General features: G+C 51.7%; 16 protein-coding genes and 1 riboswitch. Of the genes, 14 read left to right on the top strand and 2 right to left on the bottom strand.

The window, feature by feature from the left end:
- Window positions 1-84: 84 nt before the first annotated feature.
- Together NYE24_RS05095 and NYE24_RS05090 are read left to right on the top strand one after the other, a co-directional pair.
- Window positions 85-621: a sigma-70 family RNA polymerase sigma factor gene (locus NYE24_RS05095; RefSeq protein WP_342478223.1), complete on the top strand. Its 537-nt coding sequence runs from the start codon at window positions 85-87 to the stop codon at window positions 619-621.
- Window positions 618-1,994 (top strand): DUF4179 domain-containing protein, encoded by a 1,377-nt coding sequence (locus tag NYE24_RS05090; protein WP_342478222.1) that lies wholly within the window; start codon window positions 618-620, stop codon window positions 1,992-1,994. Before NYE24_RS05095 ends, NYE24_RS05090 begins: the two co-directional genes overlap by 4 nt.
- 98 nt (window positions 1,995-2,092) lie before the next feature.
- Here the strand turns inward: NYE24_RS05090 and NYE24_RS05085 are convergent, their stop codons facing one another.
- Window positions 2,093-3,367, bottom strand: coding sequence for an amino acid permease (locus NYE24_RS05085; RefSeq protein WP_341025514.1), 1,275 nt, complete (start codon window positions 3,365-3,367; stop codon window positions 2,093-2,095).
- A gap of 119 nt (window positions 3,368-3,486) precedes the next feature.
- On the opposite strand from NYE24_RS05085, the gene NYE24_RS05080 reads away from it, so the two are divergent.
- Together NYE24_RS05080 and NYE24_RS05075 are read left to right on the top strand one after the other, a co-directional pair.
- Complete coding sequence (locus NYE24_RS05080) at window positions 3,487-4,398, top strand: LysR family transcriptional regulator (RefSeq protein WP_076158094.1); 912 nt, start codon at window positions 3,487-3,489, stop codon at window positions 4,396-4,398.
- 36 nt (window positions 4,399-4,434) lie between these two features.
- Window positions 4,435-5,364, top strand: coding sequence for a tyrosine-type recombinase/integrase (locus NYE24_RS05075; RefSeq protein WP_051493539.1), 930 nt, complete (start codon window positions 4,435-4,437; stop codon window positions 5,362-5,364).
- Window positions 5,365-5,627: 263 nt separating this feature from the next.
- Here NYE24_RS05075 and NYE24_RS05070 read toward each other — a convergent pair whose 3' ends face one another.
- Window positions 5,628-6,551 (bottom strand): L-lactate dehydrogenase, encoded by a 924-nt coding sequence (locus tag NYE24_RS05070; RefSeq protein ID WP_036695389.1) that lies wholly within the window; start codon window positions 6,549-6,551, stop codon window positions 5,628-5,630.
- Between the two features lie 200 nt (window positions 6,552-6,751).
- Here NYE24_RS05070 and NYE24_RS05065 point away from each other — a divergent pair, with 200 nt between their 5' ends.
- The 10 genes from NYE24_RS05065 (at window position 6,752) to NYE24_RS05020 (ending at window position 16,826) form a co-directional block, all read left to right on the top strand.
- Window positions 6,752-8,137, top strand: a complete 1,386-nt coding sequence (locus NYE24_RS05065; RefSeq protein ID WP_036695388.1) for an amino acid permease — start codon at window positions 6,752-6,754, stop codon at window positions 8,135-8,137.
- Window positions 8,138-8,180: 43 nt separating this feature from the next.
- Window positions 8,181-9,473 (top strand): hypothetical protein, encoded by a 1,293-nt coding sequence (locus NYE24_RS05060; protein ID WP_051493537.1) that lies wholly within the window; start codon window positions 8,181-8,183, stop codon window positions 9,471-9,473.
- A gap of 229 nt (window positions 9,474-9,702) precedes the next feature.
- Entirely contained in the window at window positions 9,703-9,879 is a 177-nt protein-coding gene (locus NYE24_RS05055) for a hypothetical protein (RefSeq protein WP_179090460.1), read from the top strand.
- Between the two features lie 273 nt (window positions 9,880-10,152).
- Complete coding sequence (locus NYE24_RS05050; RefSeq protein WP_342478221.1) at window positions 10,153-10,551, top strand: DUF2500 domain-containing protein; 399 nt, start codon at window positions 10,153-10,155, stop codon at window positions 10,549-10,551.
- A gap of 244 nt (window positions 10,552-10,795) precedes the next feature.
- Entirely contained in the window at window positions 10,796-11,218 is a 423-nt protein-coding gene (locus tag NYE24_RS05045; RefSeq protein ID WP_036695386.1) for a cell wall hydrolase, read from the top strand.
- 192 nt (window positions 11,219-11,410) lie between these two features.
- A complete protein-coding gene (gene gerQ / locus NYE24_RS05040; RefSeq protein ID WP_235218446.1) occupies window positions 11,411-11,812 on the top strand; it encodes a spore coat protein GerQ in 402 nt (133 codons plus the stop codon).
- A 316-nt stretch (window positions 11,813-12,128) separates the two neighbouring features.
- On the top strand, window positions 12,129-13,445 hold the full coding sequence (locus NYE24_RS05035) for a hemolysin family protein (protein ID WP_036695384.1): 1,317 nt from the start codon (window positions 12,129-12,131) through the stop codon (window positions 13,443-13,445).
- Between the two features lie 179 nt (window positions 13,446-13,624).
- Window positions 13,625-15,544, top strand: a complete 1,920-nt coding sequence (locus NYE24_RS05030) for an ATP-binding protein (protein ID WP_342478220.1) — start codon at window positions 13,625-13,627, stop codon at window positions 15,542-15,544.
- 92 nt (window positions 15,545-15,636) lie between these two features.
- Complete coding sequence (locus NYE24_RS05025) at window positions 15,637-16,395, top strand: DsbA family protein (protein WP_342478219.1); 759 nt, start codon at window positions 15,637-15,639, stop codon at window positions 16,393-16,395.
- Window positions 16,392-16,826, top strand: coding sequence for a disulfide oxidoreductase (locus tag NYE24_RS05020; RefSeq protein WP_342478218.1), 435 nt, complete (start codon window positions 16,392-16,394; stop codon window positions 16,824-16,826). Before NYE24_RS05025 ends, NYE24_RS05020 begins: the two co-directional genes overlap by 4 nt.
- A 226-nt stretch (window positions 16,827-17,052) precedes the next feature.
- Window positions 17,053-17,212, top strand: a riboswitch (cyclic di-AMP (ydaO/yuaA leader).
- Window positions 17,213-17,237 lie beyond the last annotated feature (25 nt).

Below are 17,237 nucleotides of genomic sequence, written 5' to 3'. Positions count from 1 at the left end.
AACCGCCTGACAAGTTTCTGAAACGTAAAGCGAACGGATAGCCCGGGTCAAAGCGTATATCCAGTATGAAAGGGGGAAGCCAGCGTGAAGGATTATCCCATCACAGAACAACAGGCCAAGGACATGTTTGAAGTACACTCCTCTTATATTTATGGGATTGCCCTTATGATGACCAAGCAGCGGATGCTGGCCGATGATATTACCCAGGAGACTTTTCTGCGTGCTTTTGCAAAATACCATTTGTACGATCCCTCCAGGCCGCTTCGGCCTTGGCTGTACCGGATTGCCGTCAATACGTCCCGTAATCTGTTACGCAGGAAGACGTGGATACAACTGCTGGCGGGCGTTCCTATAGAGGGAAAAGAGCACTCCGCCGAGAGCTTCGCTCTGCATAGTGAGAATCAGCTGGAATTATGGCAGGCGGTCAGCCATCTGTCCGCGAAGCTGCGCGAAGTGATCACCCTGCACTATTATGCCGGATTATCGCTTCCAGAAACCGCAGAGGTATTAAGTATTCCGCTGGGAACCTGTAAATCCAGGCTTCATGCGGCACTGCGCAAGTTGAGAGAATGCGGTGAACTTGACCCCTGCGTGCTGATGATGAAGGAGGGTCTTAAATGACGACAGCTAAGGACAGGCTGGATGTTGAATCTGAGGCAGTAATCGTACAATTACAAAAGGAAGCTGAACACATGATACACAGTATGCCTTCTTCTGTTCATTTTGATGAATTGTGGCAACTACATACAGGAGGAGTAAAGCAAGCTCCAAGGGGCAGACACCAGTTATCATCGTACAAGAAGTGGATCATCAGTGTCACAGCTGCGCTGACGGTTACAGCCGGATCAATTATTGGGATCGGATTCATCTCGCCCACGGTAGCAGAGGCGCTACGCGTCATTCCGTTCTTCGATTATCTGTATGCCAAAGGTGCGGATCGAGACGAATTGAAGCCCATTGAAGAGAAGCAACTCAGTAATCCGGCAGGCGCCTTGGTTACCGATAAAGGCATTACCTTCAATCTGGTAGAGGAATACTATGACGGTATTTCATTGGTGCTTAATTATGAGGTGACCTACCCATCATCCTCAGAGCGCATTACCGGCAAGGAAGCGGCAGTTTTCTATAAGCTCAATTTCGAAGGACATCATCCGCAAAGAATCTCGAGCCACGATTTTACGATTACAGGAGATCATACCTTCGTAGGTACAACCCGTCTAAGCTTTGGGGACAAGGATCTGCCGGATCAACTTAGGCTTAATATGAGTATTGATTGTATCGGGACAACGAGGGGGAACTGGGATGTATCTGTCCTGCTGGATAGGGGGAAGAGTGCTGCGATAAGTACAACCGTCTATCCCAAGGACTTGAATTTCATGTACGATAACTCAATGTATACTGTAGACAAGCTGACTCTTGGTCCAGTAACTTCGCAAGTTATTGTGATGAAAAGATATCCTCATCCAATTCTTTATGCAATGCTTGAAGATGATATTGGGACCTTGTATATGAATCAAGGTGGAGATGGAGCGACTGAAGAGTACTATTATTTCAACTTCTCGCCGCTGACAGAATTTAATCCCAAACCGGAATATATGACACTGGTTATCGCTGAGACAGAGAAAAATAATCAAGTTAAATCGTATGAAGATCGTCAGCGCTTGAGCGGTTCACTCCCGCTGACTCTAAAGGGGAATGAGGGAGGAAACGTTACAATTACGGCTGTTGAATATGAGGAGAAGCAGACGGTTGTATACTATGAGGCCAGTCAGGTGATGAGCCAGTTAACTTCAATAACCCTACAGGAAGGACACGATCAGCCGATTTCACAGATAGGAACGCGGGTACGTATGAGCAAAGATAAACTGGCGTTTAAGCTGATTTTTCCGCCCGTACAGCCTTCTGATAAGCTTGAGATTATAACCGGGTACTTCTCATTTCCAGAGGATATGCAGCAATTCCGTCTGCGGATTCCGGTTCAGTGGACCCCATAGCTGCTGAAATTCATCGCCTATAAAAGAAATGCCGCGCCTGTCCTGCCATGGATGGGTGCGGCCTGTTTGTGTTGGAAGGAAGTGACTTTAAATTCCCCTCACGGCTCCCCCACACGCCTTACCCCGTATCTCAAATAGTCCACCCCGGCAAAGACCACCGTAATCAGCAGCGGGTAGAGGATTGCCCAGCCTGTAAACGGGAACACAGCCAGTGTGGCGGCAAAAGAAATGAAGCTGATCGTTACGCCCGTACGGCTGCCGCGCAAGAGGCGGATTCCGGCGGCGCAGCCTCCGATATAGGTAAGAATGAAGGTGGCGTTGGGGAAAGTGATCAGCGTGGTTATCGAGAGTGCTCCGCTGCCGTAGAGCGACAATATCAAGGTGAAGCAGAGCGTTAGGAAGCCGATTGCCCCCACAGGCGTCTGATAACGACTCGATAAAAGGCCCATCCAGCCCGGAGCATAGCCTTGCCGGGACAAGGCATAAGCCACGCGTGAAGCTGCGCCTGCATAGGCAATGATTGTCGCCGTGCAGATGAAGAGACCGGTAAGCCCGGCGATGAAGCCACCCCATGCCCCCAGCGGCTGGCTGATGATCCAGAGCAGGGAGCTATCTGCCCCGCCGTGCAGATAGCTCTGCGTACCTACGGTAGCAAGTGCCGAGAGGAAATACAGGATGCCGACAATGATGGCCGCGATGGTTACACCCTTGACCGCAGCCCGTTCAGGGTCCTTGAACTCTTCGGACAGATGCGAAACAGCTTCCCAGCCGATGAAGCACCAAAAGAGGATAGCCGCCGCCTGCCCGACACTCATCCAGCCATGCGGCGCAAATGGAGTGAAGTGAGCACGCTCCATCCCCGGAAGCGCAGCGGCAAAAGAGAAGACCAGTACGGCAATAATTGCAATCACCACAGCGATCTGTACTTTACCGGCGACCTGCATACCAATCCAGTTCGTTAGAAGTCCAATCATCAGCATCCCGGCGGCAAGAGCGATTCTCGTCGGATCGCCCCAGCCCATCGCTGCCGTCATATATCCTGCACCAGTCAATGCGGCGACTGGCGCGCCGATCGGAACGGACATCAGGAAGAACCAGCCGACCAGGGCCCCGGCCTTCGGCCCGAAGGCTAGTGTAACGAAGTGGGAGACGCCCCCGGCGTTAGGGAACTTGGCAGAGAGCAGGCCCATGGATAAGGCAAGCGGAAGAATGAGTAAGGTCATGAAGCCCCAGGCCAGCAGCGAAGCAGGGCCAGCTATCTCGGCTGCCAGTCCGGGTACAATCAATACCCCCGAGCCAAGGACGGCTCCGATGTATAAGGCGATTGCCTGAGGCATGCCGATGGTACGCCCTAAAGAAGTGTGTTTCTTCATATATATAATCCCGCTTTCCTTGTATTTAGTTATAGAGTATCAGATAATAGATCCATTGGAAAAACGGAATTATCAAATAACATCCATTCGAAAAACCGATGGATCAAAGGAGGTCCGCCATGGAATCTAAGCATCTGTTCACCTTTCTCGTTGTGGTAGAGACCGGCAGCTTCACCCGCGCTGCGCAGAAGCTGGATTATGCCCAGTCCAGCATTACCGCTCAGATACAGGCGCTGGAAGCAGAGCTGGGGCAACCCCTGTTCGACCGGATCAGCAAAAAGATTATGCTTACCGATGCAGGCCGCCGCCTGCTGCCATATGCTCAAGAAATCTCCAAAATGCACACGATGGCTGAGAATGCCCTCCGCTCTGACAGCGAAATTGCCGGTTCGCTGCGGATTGGCGCACCGGAATCCCTGGCGGCCTTCAGGCTTCCCGGCATTATTAAGGATTTCCGCAGCCGTTATCCGCAGGTGCAGATTACCCTGAAGCCGGGGGCCTGCTGGGAGCTGACCGAATTCATCCGCTCCGGGGAGCTGGATCTGGCCTTCCTGCTGCAGCCGGAAACAGAGTATAAGGATATGTACTGTGAGACGCTGATCCATGAAGCTATGGCTCTGGTGGCTCCGCTGGATCATCCGCTGCTGGAGCTTGCTGAAGTGGAGCCGCATCAGTTGAAGAACGTAACCATTCTGCATACCGAGGCGGGCTGCACCTACCGCACCTTGTTTGAACGTCATCTGAACAGCCACGGCGTCTTTCCTGATCCGAAGCTGGAGTTCTGGAGCATTGAAGCAATCAAGCAGTGCGTGATGGCCGGTCTCGGCCTCTCTTTTCTGCCGCAGATTACGGTGAAGCGCGAGCTGGCGGAAGGCAAGCTGGGCCGGCTGAACTGGAATGACCAGTCGCAGCGGGTAGCTACCCAGATCGCTTACCATAACAAGAAATGGAAGTCTCCTGCGCTCAGCGAGTTCCTCGGAATGGTAGAGAAGCATGCTGCCGGATGGAGAGAAGCTGCTGCGGAGGAATGATATAATAGTTGTACTTAAGAGGGAGGGGGACAGATCATGAACGAGCTGGAACTAACATACGAAGAAGAGCTGGAGGCTTTCCTGATCTGGATGAAGGATGCCGGTTATACAGCACACACCCAGAAATCCTACCTTGCCGATGTGCGGGAATTCTTGGACAGCCTGAACGGCAGGGAGCTGGGGACGGTCAAAAAGCTTCATGTGGTGTCCTACCTGACTTCGGTCCGTGAGCGGGGAGTCAGCGATTCCACCCGTAACCGCAAGCATGCCTCGGTCAACTGTCTGTTCAAGGCATTGTCGGAGCTGGAGCTGTTATCTATTAACCCGGCGGCAGGAATCAAGAAATCCAAGACCGACAAAAACCGTGAGCCGGTCTATCTGGAGGAGCAAGAGCTGGAGCGGTTCCTCTCGGCGGTTGACGGCAAGTACAGAAGCCGCAATCTGGCGGTCTTCCTCCTTATGTCCTACATGGGGTTGCGGGTAGGGGAAGTACATACGCTGAATTTGAGTGATTATAATGTAGACAGACGTTCCCTGCGGGTCTTCGGCAAAGGGCGCAAATGGCGGGGCATTCCGGTTCCGGAGGATGTAGCCCCTTATCTCGATCAGGCGATTGCCGACCGGCTGGTCCCTTGGCGCAGCCAAGAGGAGGCCATGTTCATCTCGCAGAAGGGCCGCAGACTGTCGATCCGGGGAATTCAAGGCATTGCTGCGGATACCTTCAGCCGCTTCCAGAGTGAACTGCCCTCTTCCCAGCAGCGTACCTATTCGAGCCATAAGCTGCGGCATTCATTTGCCACCATGCTGCTGCGAAAGGGTGCGGATCTGCGGACGGTGCAAGAGCTGCTGGGTCACTCGTCCATTCAGACAACTACAGTATATACGCATATCACGAGCCGGGAGAAGGAAGAGGCGATGTCCCGACTGCAAATCAGCAGCGCTGATAAGCTAAGCGGCAGCCTGTAATCTGCCTGTCCAGCATTCATATCACTTGAACTATGAACTTTTGTTCATACCCTAACGCATAAATTACATGGAATGTGCATTTTTAGGATGACAACTTGTCTATGAATTGCTACCATGAGAAAGGAAAAACGGATTGTGAAATCAACCGCATAATCACTTTAGTCGCTTAACGCGTCTTCGCGGCTTGTAAATGCTTGGATGCTTGGATGTCAAAAAAAGGCCGCCAATCCTGCGGATTGGCGGCCGGCTTGTTTCGGCTGAAATTATAGCTCCAGCTTGGCAATTTCACTCTTGAGCTTGTCAGCGGACTGCTGGAATAAGCTCTGTTCTTCTTCGCTGAGCGGAAGATCCAGTACCTCACGCACCCCGGAGCGGTCCACAACACACGGAGCGCCGAGGAACACATCGGAGACGCCGTTGTAGTTGTTCAGCAATGTGGATACATTCAGAACGGAGCCTTCATTGTTCAGGATGGACGCTACAATGCGGTCCAGTGCGAGCGCGATGGCGTAGGAGGTCGATCCTTTGGCATCGATAATCTCGTAAGCGGCATTCTTCGTATCCTCGAAGATTTCTTTGCGTTCGGCTTCATCGAAGCCCAGATCAATCCCGGCGACATTGGCGAGACTCCAGACCGGCAGCTCGGAATCGCCATGCTCCCCGATGATCTGTCCATGAATGCTGCGCGGATCAATCTCCTTATGCTTTCCGATCAGGTACCGGAAGCGGGCGCTGTCCAGTACCGTTCCTGAGCCGATAACCCGTCTGCGGTCGAAGCCGCTGATCTTCAGGGTAGCGTATGACAGGATATCGACCGGATTAGTCGCAATCAGCAGGATCGCATGATGGTTGTATTTCGTGATTTTCTGAATGATATCTTTGAAGATCGAGATGTTCTTGCGGAGCAGGTCGATCCGGGTTTCACCAGGCTTCTGGGAGGCTCCGGCTGTGACGATAATAATGTCGGCTTCGCGGCAATCCTCATAGGTACCGGCCCATAGCTTCACGCCTCCTACAAAAGGCATACCATGGTTCATATCCAGCGCTTCACCAAGCGCCTTCTGGTGGTTCACATCGATCAGAACAAGCTCGGGCATGCGCTTACGCAGCAGCAGCGTATAGGCTGTAGTGGTTCCGACTGCACCGGTACCGATGACTACAACACGATTGGGCTTAAATGGGGCCATGGTTAAATCTCCTCCAGCATTTGTATTTTGGTAGTATAAGGAAGGCAGAGCCATTCCACTTGCTGTCCAATCTAATCCATCATAATCGCTAGGGATAGTGTTTTCAAGCTGTCCGCTTTTCATCCATTACCCGAAATAGGGTAAGCTAACAAAAGTTTTTCTATTATCCACTCAACCACTTGACAGGAGCGAACTGAAGTATGGATTTATTCCGCAAAAAACCGCTGGCCATTCCCCAGAATGCCGGAGCGGAGAAGCTTAGCAAGACACTGGGCGCCATGGATTTGACGATGCTTGGAGTAGGAGCCATCATCGGCACCGGGATCTTTGTAATGACGGGTGTGGCTGCTGCGGAGCATGCCGGCCCGGGACTGGTGCTGTCCTTCATCATCGCAGGGATTGCCTGTGTGTTGTCCGCCTTGTGCTACTCTGAATTTGCTTCGACACTGCCGGTATCCGGCAGTGCTTATGCTTACAGCTATGTGGCCTTTGGTGAATTACTAGCCTGGCTGCTCGGCTGGGATCTTGTACTGGAATACGGGGTTGCTGCCGCGGCGGTAAGCAGCGGATGGTCCGGTTATTTCCAAGGGCTGCTGGAGGGCTTCGGTATACATTTGCCGACAGCTTTGTCTGGAGCGTATAATGCGGATAAGGGAACGTTTATCAATCTGCCTGCCGTCATCATTATCCTGCTGATTTCCTATCTGCTGACACGGGGAGTTAAGGAGACAGCCCGTTTTAACGCAGTGATGGTTGTAATCAAGATTTCCGTGGTGCTGTTATTCATCATCACCGGTATTTTCTATGTGAAGCCGGAGAACTGGACGCCGTTCCTGCCGTTCGGGATTCATGGCGTGATGAACGGCGCGGCTACTGTGTTTTTTGCCTATATCGGCTTTGATGCCATTTCAACCGCCGCAGAAGAAGTTAAGCGTCCGCAGCGCGATCTTCCGATCGGGATTATCTCATCCCTTGCTATCTGTACAATCTTATATATCGCCGTATCCTTGGTTCTGACGGGTATTGTGCCTTATCAGAGCCTTAACGTCAGTGATCCGGTGTCATTTGCACTGCGTTTCGTCGGGCAGGATAAGATTGCCGGGCTGATCTCGATCGGAGCTATAGCCGGGATGACCACCGTACTGCTCGTTCTGCTATTCGGCCAGACCCGGCTATTGTTCGCGATCTCGCGTGACGGGCTGCTGCCGCAGAGCTTGTCCAAGGTTAGCGCCAAGACGCATACTCCGGTGCGCAGCACCTGGATGGTCGGCAGCCTGATCGCTGTGCTTACCGGCCTCGTTCCCCTGGACAGGCTGGCAAATTTGACGAGTATCGGTACCTTATTTGCCTTCCTGGTTGTGTCACTCGGGGTCATTATGCTCCGCCGGACGAAGACAGATCTCAAGAGAGGCTTCCGGGTTCCTTGGGTTCCGCTGGTTCCACTCCTTAGTGCGGCAGCCTGTGGCTACTTAATGTATAATCTCGGCAGAGAGACCTGGATTGGCTTCATCATCTGGGTTGCAATCGGGCTGGTCATCTACGCACTGTACGGCTATAGACGCAGTAATCTGAATACGAAGAAATAATCTTTTAAACAATCATTATTATAGAAGAAAAGGAGAGAGCGCATTGTCAGCCAAAGCTTCATATTCCAAGGTTCTAAGAGTGGCATTGATGCTTCTTATGGCTCTGCTGGTTCTCTCGGCCTGCTCGTCCGCCCCTAAACCGGAGGCTACCCGGCCTCCTCAGCCGACTGAAGCGCCGGAAGAAGGGCAGATGATTACGGTCATCACCCCGGATAACAAGAATGTGGAACCCGAAAATGCAAAGAAATATCAGATTCAGACGCGGCTGACAGACTTCCGGCTGCTCACCTCCTCGGCAGGACTGGCCTGGGGGGTAACGCGCAACGAGCTGCGAATGTACATGACGCTCAATAACGGCAAGACCTGGGCGAATATCTCACCAGCTACGAATGTACAGTTTCTGAACAATCCGGTCTACGGCAAAGAGATTTTCTTCACCGACCCCGAACATGGCTGGATTATCCGCAGTTCGTTCGGCTCCACCGAGACCGTGGTGCTGCGTACCACAGACGGGGGACACAGCTGGCAGATCTCTGCGTTCCCCGATTCCAACAAGCTGTCCTCCATATACTTCAGCTCTGGTCTGAACGGCTGGCTTATGACCAAGTGGGATGCTAGTGCCACCAAAGAGAGCAAAGCCTTGTATGCTACCAAGGATGGCGGAGCCACCTGGAGTCTGATGATGCAGAATGAGCAGTATAATCCGAATCTGCCGAGTAATTCGATTCCGCATGCCGGGGTCACGACCGGGATGATCTTTAATGATGAGAGCCGCGGGTTTGTTATGCTGCAGACTGGCGCTCTGCCCAAGATCTATATGACCAGGGATGGAGGGGCGACCTGGGTACCCGGTTCGGAATTCCTGGTCAATGATAGCTTTGCCGGATGTGACCGGGTGGTTACGGGTGTCCCTGAATTCTTCGGGGAGAATGCGGCCGGGGGCTGGATGCCGGTCGGCTGTCAGAAGGACAAAGAAGACAGTATGAGCTTTAACGGTTATTTTACCGCCAATGGGGGAGAGAATTGGAAGTTCACCACATTCGGGCGGCCGGTGCTCTCTGGGATGAACCGGAAGGTGGCACCCGACTTCCTGAATGCCATGACGGGCTGGTCGCTGGAAGGCAACCTGCTCTATAAGACGGTGAACCAGGGAGTGACCTGGACGGCCCTCCCGGCCAGCACGGTGCTGCAGTCCAAGCTCCTGGAGTATCCGGAGGTAGTGAAGCTGCAATTCATCTCAAGTGATGTAGGCTGGCTGCTGATCTCTAAGGAAGAAGACCGCAGGTCGATCCTGCTTCAGACCACCAATGGCGGCGAGAGCTGGCGTGTAATGTAATACTCTGCAAGAGGTTATCCGTTCTGACGGATAGCCTCTTTTTTTCACATTAAATCCGCTTAAAGTCCTCTACAATATAAGGAAAAATCTTATTTAAAATTTTCTTTAAAAATGTGAAAAAAATCACATGACAAACTCTGATTCCTGTGATATATTTAACACATAGAAAGCAAGTTCATTTTTTCACAAACTTTCAAACAAACCTTCAACCCGAATAGGAGAGATTACAATGACAACTTTTGAAACGGATTATATGACTAGAAACCTGATGCAACTGTGCTACAACTGCGATGACGCTCACCTGTGCCAGACTGAAGAACAATGCAAAGCCTGCTGGGCAGAGAACGGCATGATGCCGGAAGAAACGAACGAAACCAGACAACTGTTAGACCTCGTACATGCTTAATGTAACCGCCACTCGGGTATTATAGAAGGCCATTTAAGTTCCCGGCAGTACTGGAACCTGAATGGTCTTTTTGCAAATATAAGAACTTATATGTTTAACACGATAACTTATCCTTCTATTTCTCGCTGAAACGGTACCATCCTTTCAAAGGACGGCGAAGCCGTTTCTACTTGCGTTTCTACCGGTGCTGTCTTGCAGACAAGGGGCATATACATGTAGAGAAGCCTATAGGGGCAGGTGTGCTAACTATTTGGGAATAAGGGGGAAGAGACAATGGGAACGGGGAGTGATCCATCCTGGCTGTTCGATTTTACAGGAACGGTATTGCCGGTCTTTCTCGCTCTGGTCGTGGGGATCATCGCTGTGTCTGCGGGCCGGGGATTGCTTCAGTGGAGCCGGAACAATAAAGCCCCCCTGCAGTCCATTCCCGCCCGTATCGTGAGCAAGCGGACCGAAGTGCGCCAGCAGCAGTCCCAGGAGGATAATCTCTCCAGCCGGACCAGCACCACCTACTATCTGACCTATGAAGCTGAGGATGGGGTGCGCAGGGAATTCAAGGTGGAGGGACAGGAATACGGGATGAGCGCTGAGGGAGACCAAGGTATACTGACGTATCAGGGGACCCGGTATCATGGCTTTCAACGGCGTCCTCATTACTCCACGGCGGAGTAGATAAGAAGATGGAAATGTAATATAGATGGTTATTGTGACCCCCCTAGTTCCCGTTGTGGAGCAAGGGGGTTTTTGGCGTGTCGCCAACATAGGGACGGATGAGGAAGCGGCAGAAAATTGGGTGCAGACTGTCACCTCCTGGGCGAATACACATACAATACAGCGAGCAGCAAAAGAACAACGGAGAAAACAATAGTCTGCATAGCCTCACCCGTCAATGAAATGTATGCAAGGAGGAGAACGCGTGGCTGTCATCAAAACAAACTCGGAGGACGTAAGAGTGCTTGCACGGCTGATGCGGGCAGAAGCTGAAGAGGATGGGGAGTCAGGCATGCTGATGGTCGGCAATGTCGGCGTGAACCGGATTCTCGGCAACTGTCTGGATTTCAACAACATCCGCAGTGTGAACGACATGGTGTACCAGAGCCCCGGGGGCTTCGAAGCCCCGCAAAAGGGATATTTCTATCAGCGGGCGCGGGAGGCTGATATCCGGCTGGCGAAACGAGCGATTAACGGGGAGCGAACCTGGCCGGCCTCGAATGCGCTCTGGTTCTTCCGCCCGGTCGGTGATTGCCCGGCGACCTGGTACAATCAGCAGAATACCGGACGCTACAAGGCCCACTGCTTCTTCACTCCAACACAGGGAGATTGTCCGGCAGTATACTAGGCAAGACAAGGCAATTATTACACTTTAGGAGGTATTCCGTACATGATCGTTCAACCGTACCGCCCAGTTCCTTATATGATGGGCAGCAATCCCGCAGGCAGCATGAACAATATGGATAACATGAACAACATGAATAACATGAGCAATATGAACAATATGAATAACATGGGACACATCGGGAATATGGGTAAAATGGGAAACATGGGAAACATGGGAAACATGGGGAATATGGGCACCATGGCCGCCATGCCGCCTCAGGTAAGCAGCGGAAGTCCCATGATGCCCGGCGGCACGGTGGTCTCCACAGCTGCACCCGTGTTTGAACAGTCCTATGTGGAGAATATTTTCCGCCTGAATCTTGGCAAGGTGGGCACCTTCTATTTCACATATGAGAATAACAAGGACTGGAATGCCAAGGTCTACACCGGGGTGCTTGAAGCTGCGGGCCGTGACCACCTGATTATCAGCGACCGGGCTACCGGACAGCGGGTGGTGCTGCTGATGGTTAACTTTGATTACGCCACTTTCGAAGAGCCGCTTGTCTATCAATATCCGGGTGTAATCGGGAATCCGCTGGGAGTACGCAACTGCTAAACCGCTTTTCCGGGCATTTATCCATAGAATCATCCAAAAACGGCTGTCCGCCTTGGTTTGAAGGCGGTCAGCCGTTACTTATGCTCCCGTACGTACATATGCTGTATTTTTCGAGGGGACACGCATGCTTGCTGTTTCACCTAATATATTTATATAATGAAAGTATTATTTATAATCCGTGATTTTGTATAGGAGATGAGGGCATTGGGGAATTGATACGCAAGGGTTCTCTTAGCGTAATCGAGTCTGACATTTTGAGCAAACGAAGGAGGTGGGCCTATCCAGCCGTACAGATTACGGTGGATAGGAGTATAAATTGAGCGACCCTTTACCCGGTATATTACATGTAGGACTTATTATTTTGCTTGTGCTGCTTAACGGTTTTTTTGTTTCGGTGGAGTACGCGATGGTGAAGGTGCGCAGCGGGCGCATTGAATCGCTGATTGAGGAAGGCAGCAAGAGAGCGCTGGCGGCAAGGAACATTGTCCATAATCTGGATGGATTTCTGTCGGCCTGCCAGCTTGGGGTAACCCTTGCTTCACTTGCACTGGGCTGGCTGGGAGAACCGGCCGTGGCCACGATTGTGGGGCCGCTGGTCAGAGGTCTGGGCTTTGATGAAACGACCGTATTTGTCATCTCCCTGATTATTGCCTTCATGTTCATCACGGTTCTCCATATCGTACTCGGCGAGCTTGCACCGAAGACCATTGCTGTGAATAAGGCTGAGGCGGTGCTTCTGTTAACTGCGGGACCGATGAATGTGTTCTACCGGATCATGTTTCCATTCATCTGGGTGGTTAACGGGCTTGCCCGGGGACTGCTGAGGATCTTCCGTCTGACACCGGCTTCCGAGCTGGCTACTGCGCATACGGAGGAAGAAATCCGCATTCTGATGCAGGAGAGTAACAAAAGCGGCTTGATCGACAACACAGAAATGACACTGGTGGATAATATTTTTGGATTTGCCGACACGATGGCCCGGGAGATTATGATTCCGCGTACCGAGATGATCTGTCTGAACACGCATCTGGAGACGGAGGAGAATCTGGAGATTGCCTTCGATGGCATGAGAACCCGTTATCCGGTCTGTGACGGTGACAAGGACCATATTCTTGGTTTCATTCATATCAAGGATATGATTCGGGAGAAGGCACCGAGCTATAATGAACTGATCCGTCCGATATTGACGGTACCGGAATCGATTCAGATCAGCAGCCTCCTGAAGGTCATGCAGCGTGCCAAGACCCAGATCGCCATTCTTATTGATGAATACGGCGGTACCTCGGGGATGGTTACACTGGAGGATATTATGGAAGAGATTGTCGGTGAGATTCAGGATGAGTTCGACGAGGAGCGGCCCGGCATTGAGCAGCTGGGAGAGGATGAGTTCTCTTTAGACGGACTGATGCTGATTGAAGAGATTAACGACAAGCTCGGAATCCATATGGAGACTGATGATTATGATACGATCGGCGGCTGGCTGTATTCCAAGCTGGAGGTCAATCCGCCGCAAAAGGGCCAGTCTATTGAGTTCGACAATCATTTATTCGTGGTCGAAGAAACCGATAATAAGCGGATTTCCCGGATTAAGCTGCTGAAGCTGCAGTTATTGACGGAAGAAGCCGGAGCATAAGCTGTTGCATATACTATAAGCATGGCGCTACTACAGCGCTGTGCTTTTTTGTCATTATAAGGTTATTTGTCATTATATGGATGAATGGTTCTGGCGTTATTGCGATTCGGCTGGATTTAAGGCGGGTAAGGGAGTGTAAATACATGTAATATATCCGACTCAAGAAAGGGGCGGGAGCGTTGGAGCATCCTTTGAACACTTACAATGATCTGCTTGTCCTCTTGTCGGTTGCGGTAGCCTTTCTCTCCTGCTTCACGGCGCTCGATCTGACGGAACGCCTGCTTCGCGGCCAGCGGAGCTCCCGGTTCATTCTACTCATCTCCCTGGTGCTTGGCACAGGCCTGTGGAGCATGCATTTCATCGGGATGCGGGCAATGGAAATGGGCGTTCCGGTATCGTATAATCTGCCTCTGCTGGCGTTCTCTCTAGTGATCCCCGTCGCAGCTTCTTATATGCTGTTAGTTATGCTGAATAACCCGCACACCCGCAGCAGGGTCTATCTGGCTCTGGGCGGCCTCTTGTTCAGCAGCGGCATCCTGATTATGCATTTCAGCGGCATTCTGTCGATGAGACTTACGGCAACGTATGAGCAAGGCGCCTTCTCTATTACACTGGCGGTGTTGTTCGCCCTGATCGTCCCGGTGGTCACCGCATCCTATGATCCGAAGTGGCTGGAGCAGGCCTACAATATGTTCAGCTTCAAAAAACTGCTGCTTGTCCTGACCCTGACCGGCGCGTTCACAGGCATCCATTACGCTGCCATGGCGGGCGCTTCATTCCCGATAAGAGAACAGACCAGTGCTGCCGGACAAGTGCTCTATTTGCAGGATTCCATACTGGGAATGATTCTCTGCGGCTCTTTCCTGTTCATTGTGTCGATCGTCCTTGCTCTGCTGTACAGGGACCGGCAGCGGATACTCCAGTCAGCAGCTTTTAATGAGCAGCGGTATACTGCGCTGTTTGAGCATAACCCTGATATGGTGATCTGTATTGATCCTGCACGCAAGAAGATTATCAGTGCTAATCCTGCTCTGCGGGACATTACCGGATATAGCAGAGAGGAACTGGGGAATTATAAGGCGATACTTTACAGCGAACGGGATGAAGCGGCTGTTCGGGATGCCGTAACACGTGCGTCACGGGGCCAGTCCTCAAAGCTTGAGCTGAAGGTCCGGAGCAAAGGCGGGGCGCAGCTGATTTGCAGTGTCACCGTCTTTCCTTTGCTACATCATACGGAGCAGTGGGTCTATATTGTGGCCGAGGATGTGACAGCCCTTATGAAGTATCAGTATGAGCTGCTGGAGGCCAGGGATGCCGCGGAGAGTGCTGTGACGATGAAGAGCGAGTTCCTTGCCACCATGAGCCATGAGATTCGCACACCGCTGAACGGCATTATCGGTGTCAACCAGCTGCTGGCCGAGGAGATCAGCAATCCCGAGCATCTGGAGCTCCTGCAGCTTCAGAGTACAAGCAGCCACGCTCTGCTGCATGTGATGAGCGATATTCTCGATATCTCCCGGCTGGAGGCGGATAGTCTCTCGTTGACCAAGGATACATTCGGGCTGAAGGCGCTTCTCCAGGGCTGTATGGATCTGTTCGTGGTGAGCACGCAAGACAAGCCGTTATCCCTGGAGCTTGTGATCGAAGAGGGGCTTCCCGACAAGTTCACCGGGGATGCTGTGCGTATCCGCCAGATTCTGATCAATCTGATCGGCAATGCGGTGAAATTCACGCCATCCGGCACGGTAACGGTTAAGGTGGAGTCCTATGGCGTCAGGGAGACCGCTCAGGCGCTGCAATTCATGGTGCGCGACACCGGCATTGGCATCTCCCCGGATAAGCTGCAGCTGCTCTTCCAGTCCTTCTCGCAGGTGGACGCGTCGCATACCCGCAAATACCCCGGAACGGGTCTGGGCCTTGCGATCTGCAAGAAGCTTGTAGACCTGATGCAAGGAGAGATCTGGGCAGAACCGGCAGAGGGAGGCGGTACACAATTCTTCTTCAGAATTAAGCTGCAGTCGCAGGAGCATTCCCCGGAGGTATTCTTCGGCAAGGATACAGGGGGCGGGGAGTCAGCAGAGGAGAACGAAGCCGTATAAGCAGCGATTGCCAACAAGAGAGTTAACATTATATAATTTGAAAGTAACTATTCTTTTATCACGACAGTCCTGAGGACGGAAAGGAACTCTCTTTGAGCAAAACAAAAAAGAACAATGTCATGGCTCCCCAAATGAGCAAGCAGGAGAAGCGCAGGGCAGAGCAGGAACAGCAGAAGCAGAAAACGAGAATTCTGATCGTGAGTACGGTGGCTATCGTCGTTATTATTTTTGTAGGCTTATTCATACTTGCTTCGAAGGACTCTTCTCCTGCCGGTACAGACAGTAAGCCGGTTGCCTTCAATTACAGCGAAATGATGCGGCTTGGCAAGGAGGATGCTCCGGTTAAAATTGTGGAATTCGGCGATTTCAAATGTCCGGCTTGCGCCCAGTTCACCGGTGTGATCAAACCGCAGATCGTTCAGGGTTATGTAGATCAGAATAAAGCAGCCTTCTATTTCGTGAATCTGGCCTTCATCGGCAAGGATTCCAGAACGGCCTCCCTGGCAGCGCTATCGGTGTATCATCAGAACCAGGAAGCGTTCTGGAAATACTTCGATGCGATCTATGCCAACCAGGGGAATGAAGATAAGGAGTGGGCTACGCCTGACTTCATGGTGAGTCTCGCCAAGCAGCTGGGGCTGCCGGTCGATTATGACCTGCTGCGCAAGGATATTGACGACCGCACCTATGCGAAGGAGCTGGACCGGGATATTCAGCTTGGCACGGATGCGGGCGTAACGAATACACCTTCCTTGTTCGTGAACGGCATCAAGGTGAAGGAGCCTTTCAATATGGAGGAGATTGACGCTCAGATTCAAGCAGCTACAGCAGCAGCGGGAGCTGCCCAATGACAGCCTTCTCTACCTTCTGCCGGCGTAATTGTCTCTACTTGGCCTGGTTCGTCTGTGTGGTGGCTGTAGCGGGAAGCCTGTATCTCAGTGAGGTCCTGCATTACGAGCCGTGCAAGCTGTGCTGGTTCCAGCGGATCTTCATGTACCCGCAGCTGTTCTTGCTGGGGATCGCCACCTACCGGGCGGACAAGCGGATCATTCCTTATGTGCTTCCCCTTAGTCTGATCGGCGGCTGTATCTCTATTTATCATTATGCAGAGCAGAAAATTCCGGCGCTCAGCAAGGTGCTTCCCTGCACCATCGGCGTACCGTGCAACAAGGATTATCTGAATTGGTTCGGATTTGTTACGATCCCTCTGCTTGCACTTATAGCCTTTGTCTTAATCTCCATTCTGCTCTGGACAGGACGGAAAGAGGAGACTGCAGAGTAAGAAGCTGACGGGCAGAAGGAAGAGAAGAGAATCCCCTTAATTTTAGCGAAAAATAATATACAAAAACCCTGTAAAATCACGCCATAAAGGGATAATGAAAGAGAATGAAAGATCAAGACATACCGGATGATGAATTTGGTTGTTTTGAGTGCTTTTCATTCTTTTTTCATTTGTTTCCACGCTTTACGGAAGACGTATTGTAGCTTAATATTAGTCCTTGTGAGAAGTTGAATATGCGCTGAATTTTCCGGAAGGAAAAACGGGGGAACCACACTTTGGCCAAGGCCAAAAGGGGTGAATCGGAGCAGGCCGCAAGGGCTGTAACCGTAGGGCTACCACAGTCCGAATCCGCCAGCTAACCTCGTAAGCCACTAGTGGGATAATGACCATGCACATTAGGCATGCGGATCA

The organism is Paenibacillus sp. FSL H7-0350 (assembly GCF_038593195.1).
Classification (GTDB): domain Bacteria; phylum Bacillota; class Bacilli; order Paenibacillales; family Paenibacillaceae; genus Paenibacillus_AQ.
The sequence above is the reverse complement of the archived record's forward strand: the minus strand, read 5'-3'. Positions and strand labels throughout refer to the sequence as shown.

What these genes read in the sequence shown, in the direction of transcription:
- NYE24_RS05080 (WP_076158094.1), top strand. Translation starts at nt 3,487, where the DNA reads ATGGAATCTAAGCATCTGTTCACCTTTCTCGTTGTGGTAGAGACCGGC.
- NYE24_RS05055 (WP_179090460.1), top strand. Translation starts at nt 9,703, where the DNA reads ATGACAACTTTTGAAACGGATTATATGACTAGAAACCTGATGCAACTG.
- NYE24_RS05075 (WP_051493539.1), top strand. Translation starts at nt 4,435, where the DNA reads ATGAACGAGCTGGAACTAACATACGAAGAAGAGCTGGAGGCTTTCCTG.
- NYE24_RS05050 (WP_342478221.1), top strand. Translation starts at nt 10,153, where the DNA reads ATGGGAACGGGGAGTGATCCATCCTGGCTGTTCGATTTTACAGGAACG.
- NYE24_RS05085 (WP_341025514.1), bottom strand. Translation starts at nt 3,367, where the DNA reads ATGAAGAAACACACTTCTTTAGGGCGTACCATCGGCATGCCTCAGGCA.
- NYE24_RS05090 (WP_342478222.1), top strand. Translation starts at nt 618, where the DNA reads ATGACGACAGCTAAGGACAGGCTGGATGTTGAATCTGAGGCAGTAATC.
- gerQ (WP_235218446.1), top strand. Translation starts at nt 11,411, where the DNA reads ATGGGAAACATGGGAAACATGGGAAACATGGGGAATATGGGCACCATG.
- NYE24_RS05065 (WP_036695388.1), top strand. Translation starts at nt 6,752, where the DNA reads ATGGATTTATTCCGCAAAAAACCGCTGGCCATTCCCCAGAATGCCGGA.
- NYE24_RS05020 (WP_342478218.1), top strand. Translation starts at nt 16,392, where the DNA reads ATGACAGCCTTCTCTACCTTCTGCCGGCGTAATTGTCTCTACTTGGCC.
- NYE24_RS05070 (WP_036695389.1), bottom strand. Translation starts at nt 6,551, where the DNA reads ATGGCCCCATTTAAGCCCAATCGTGTTGTAGTCATCGGTACCGGTGCA.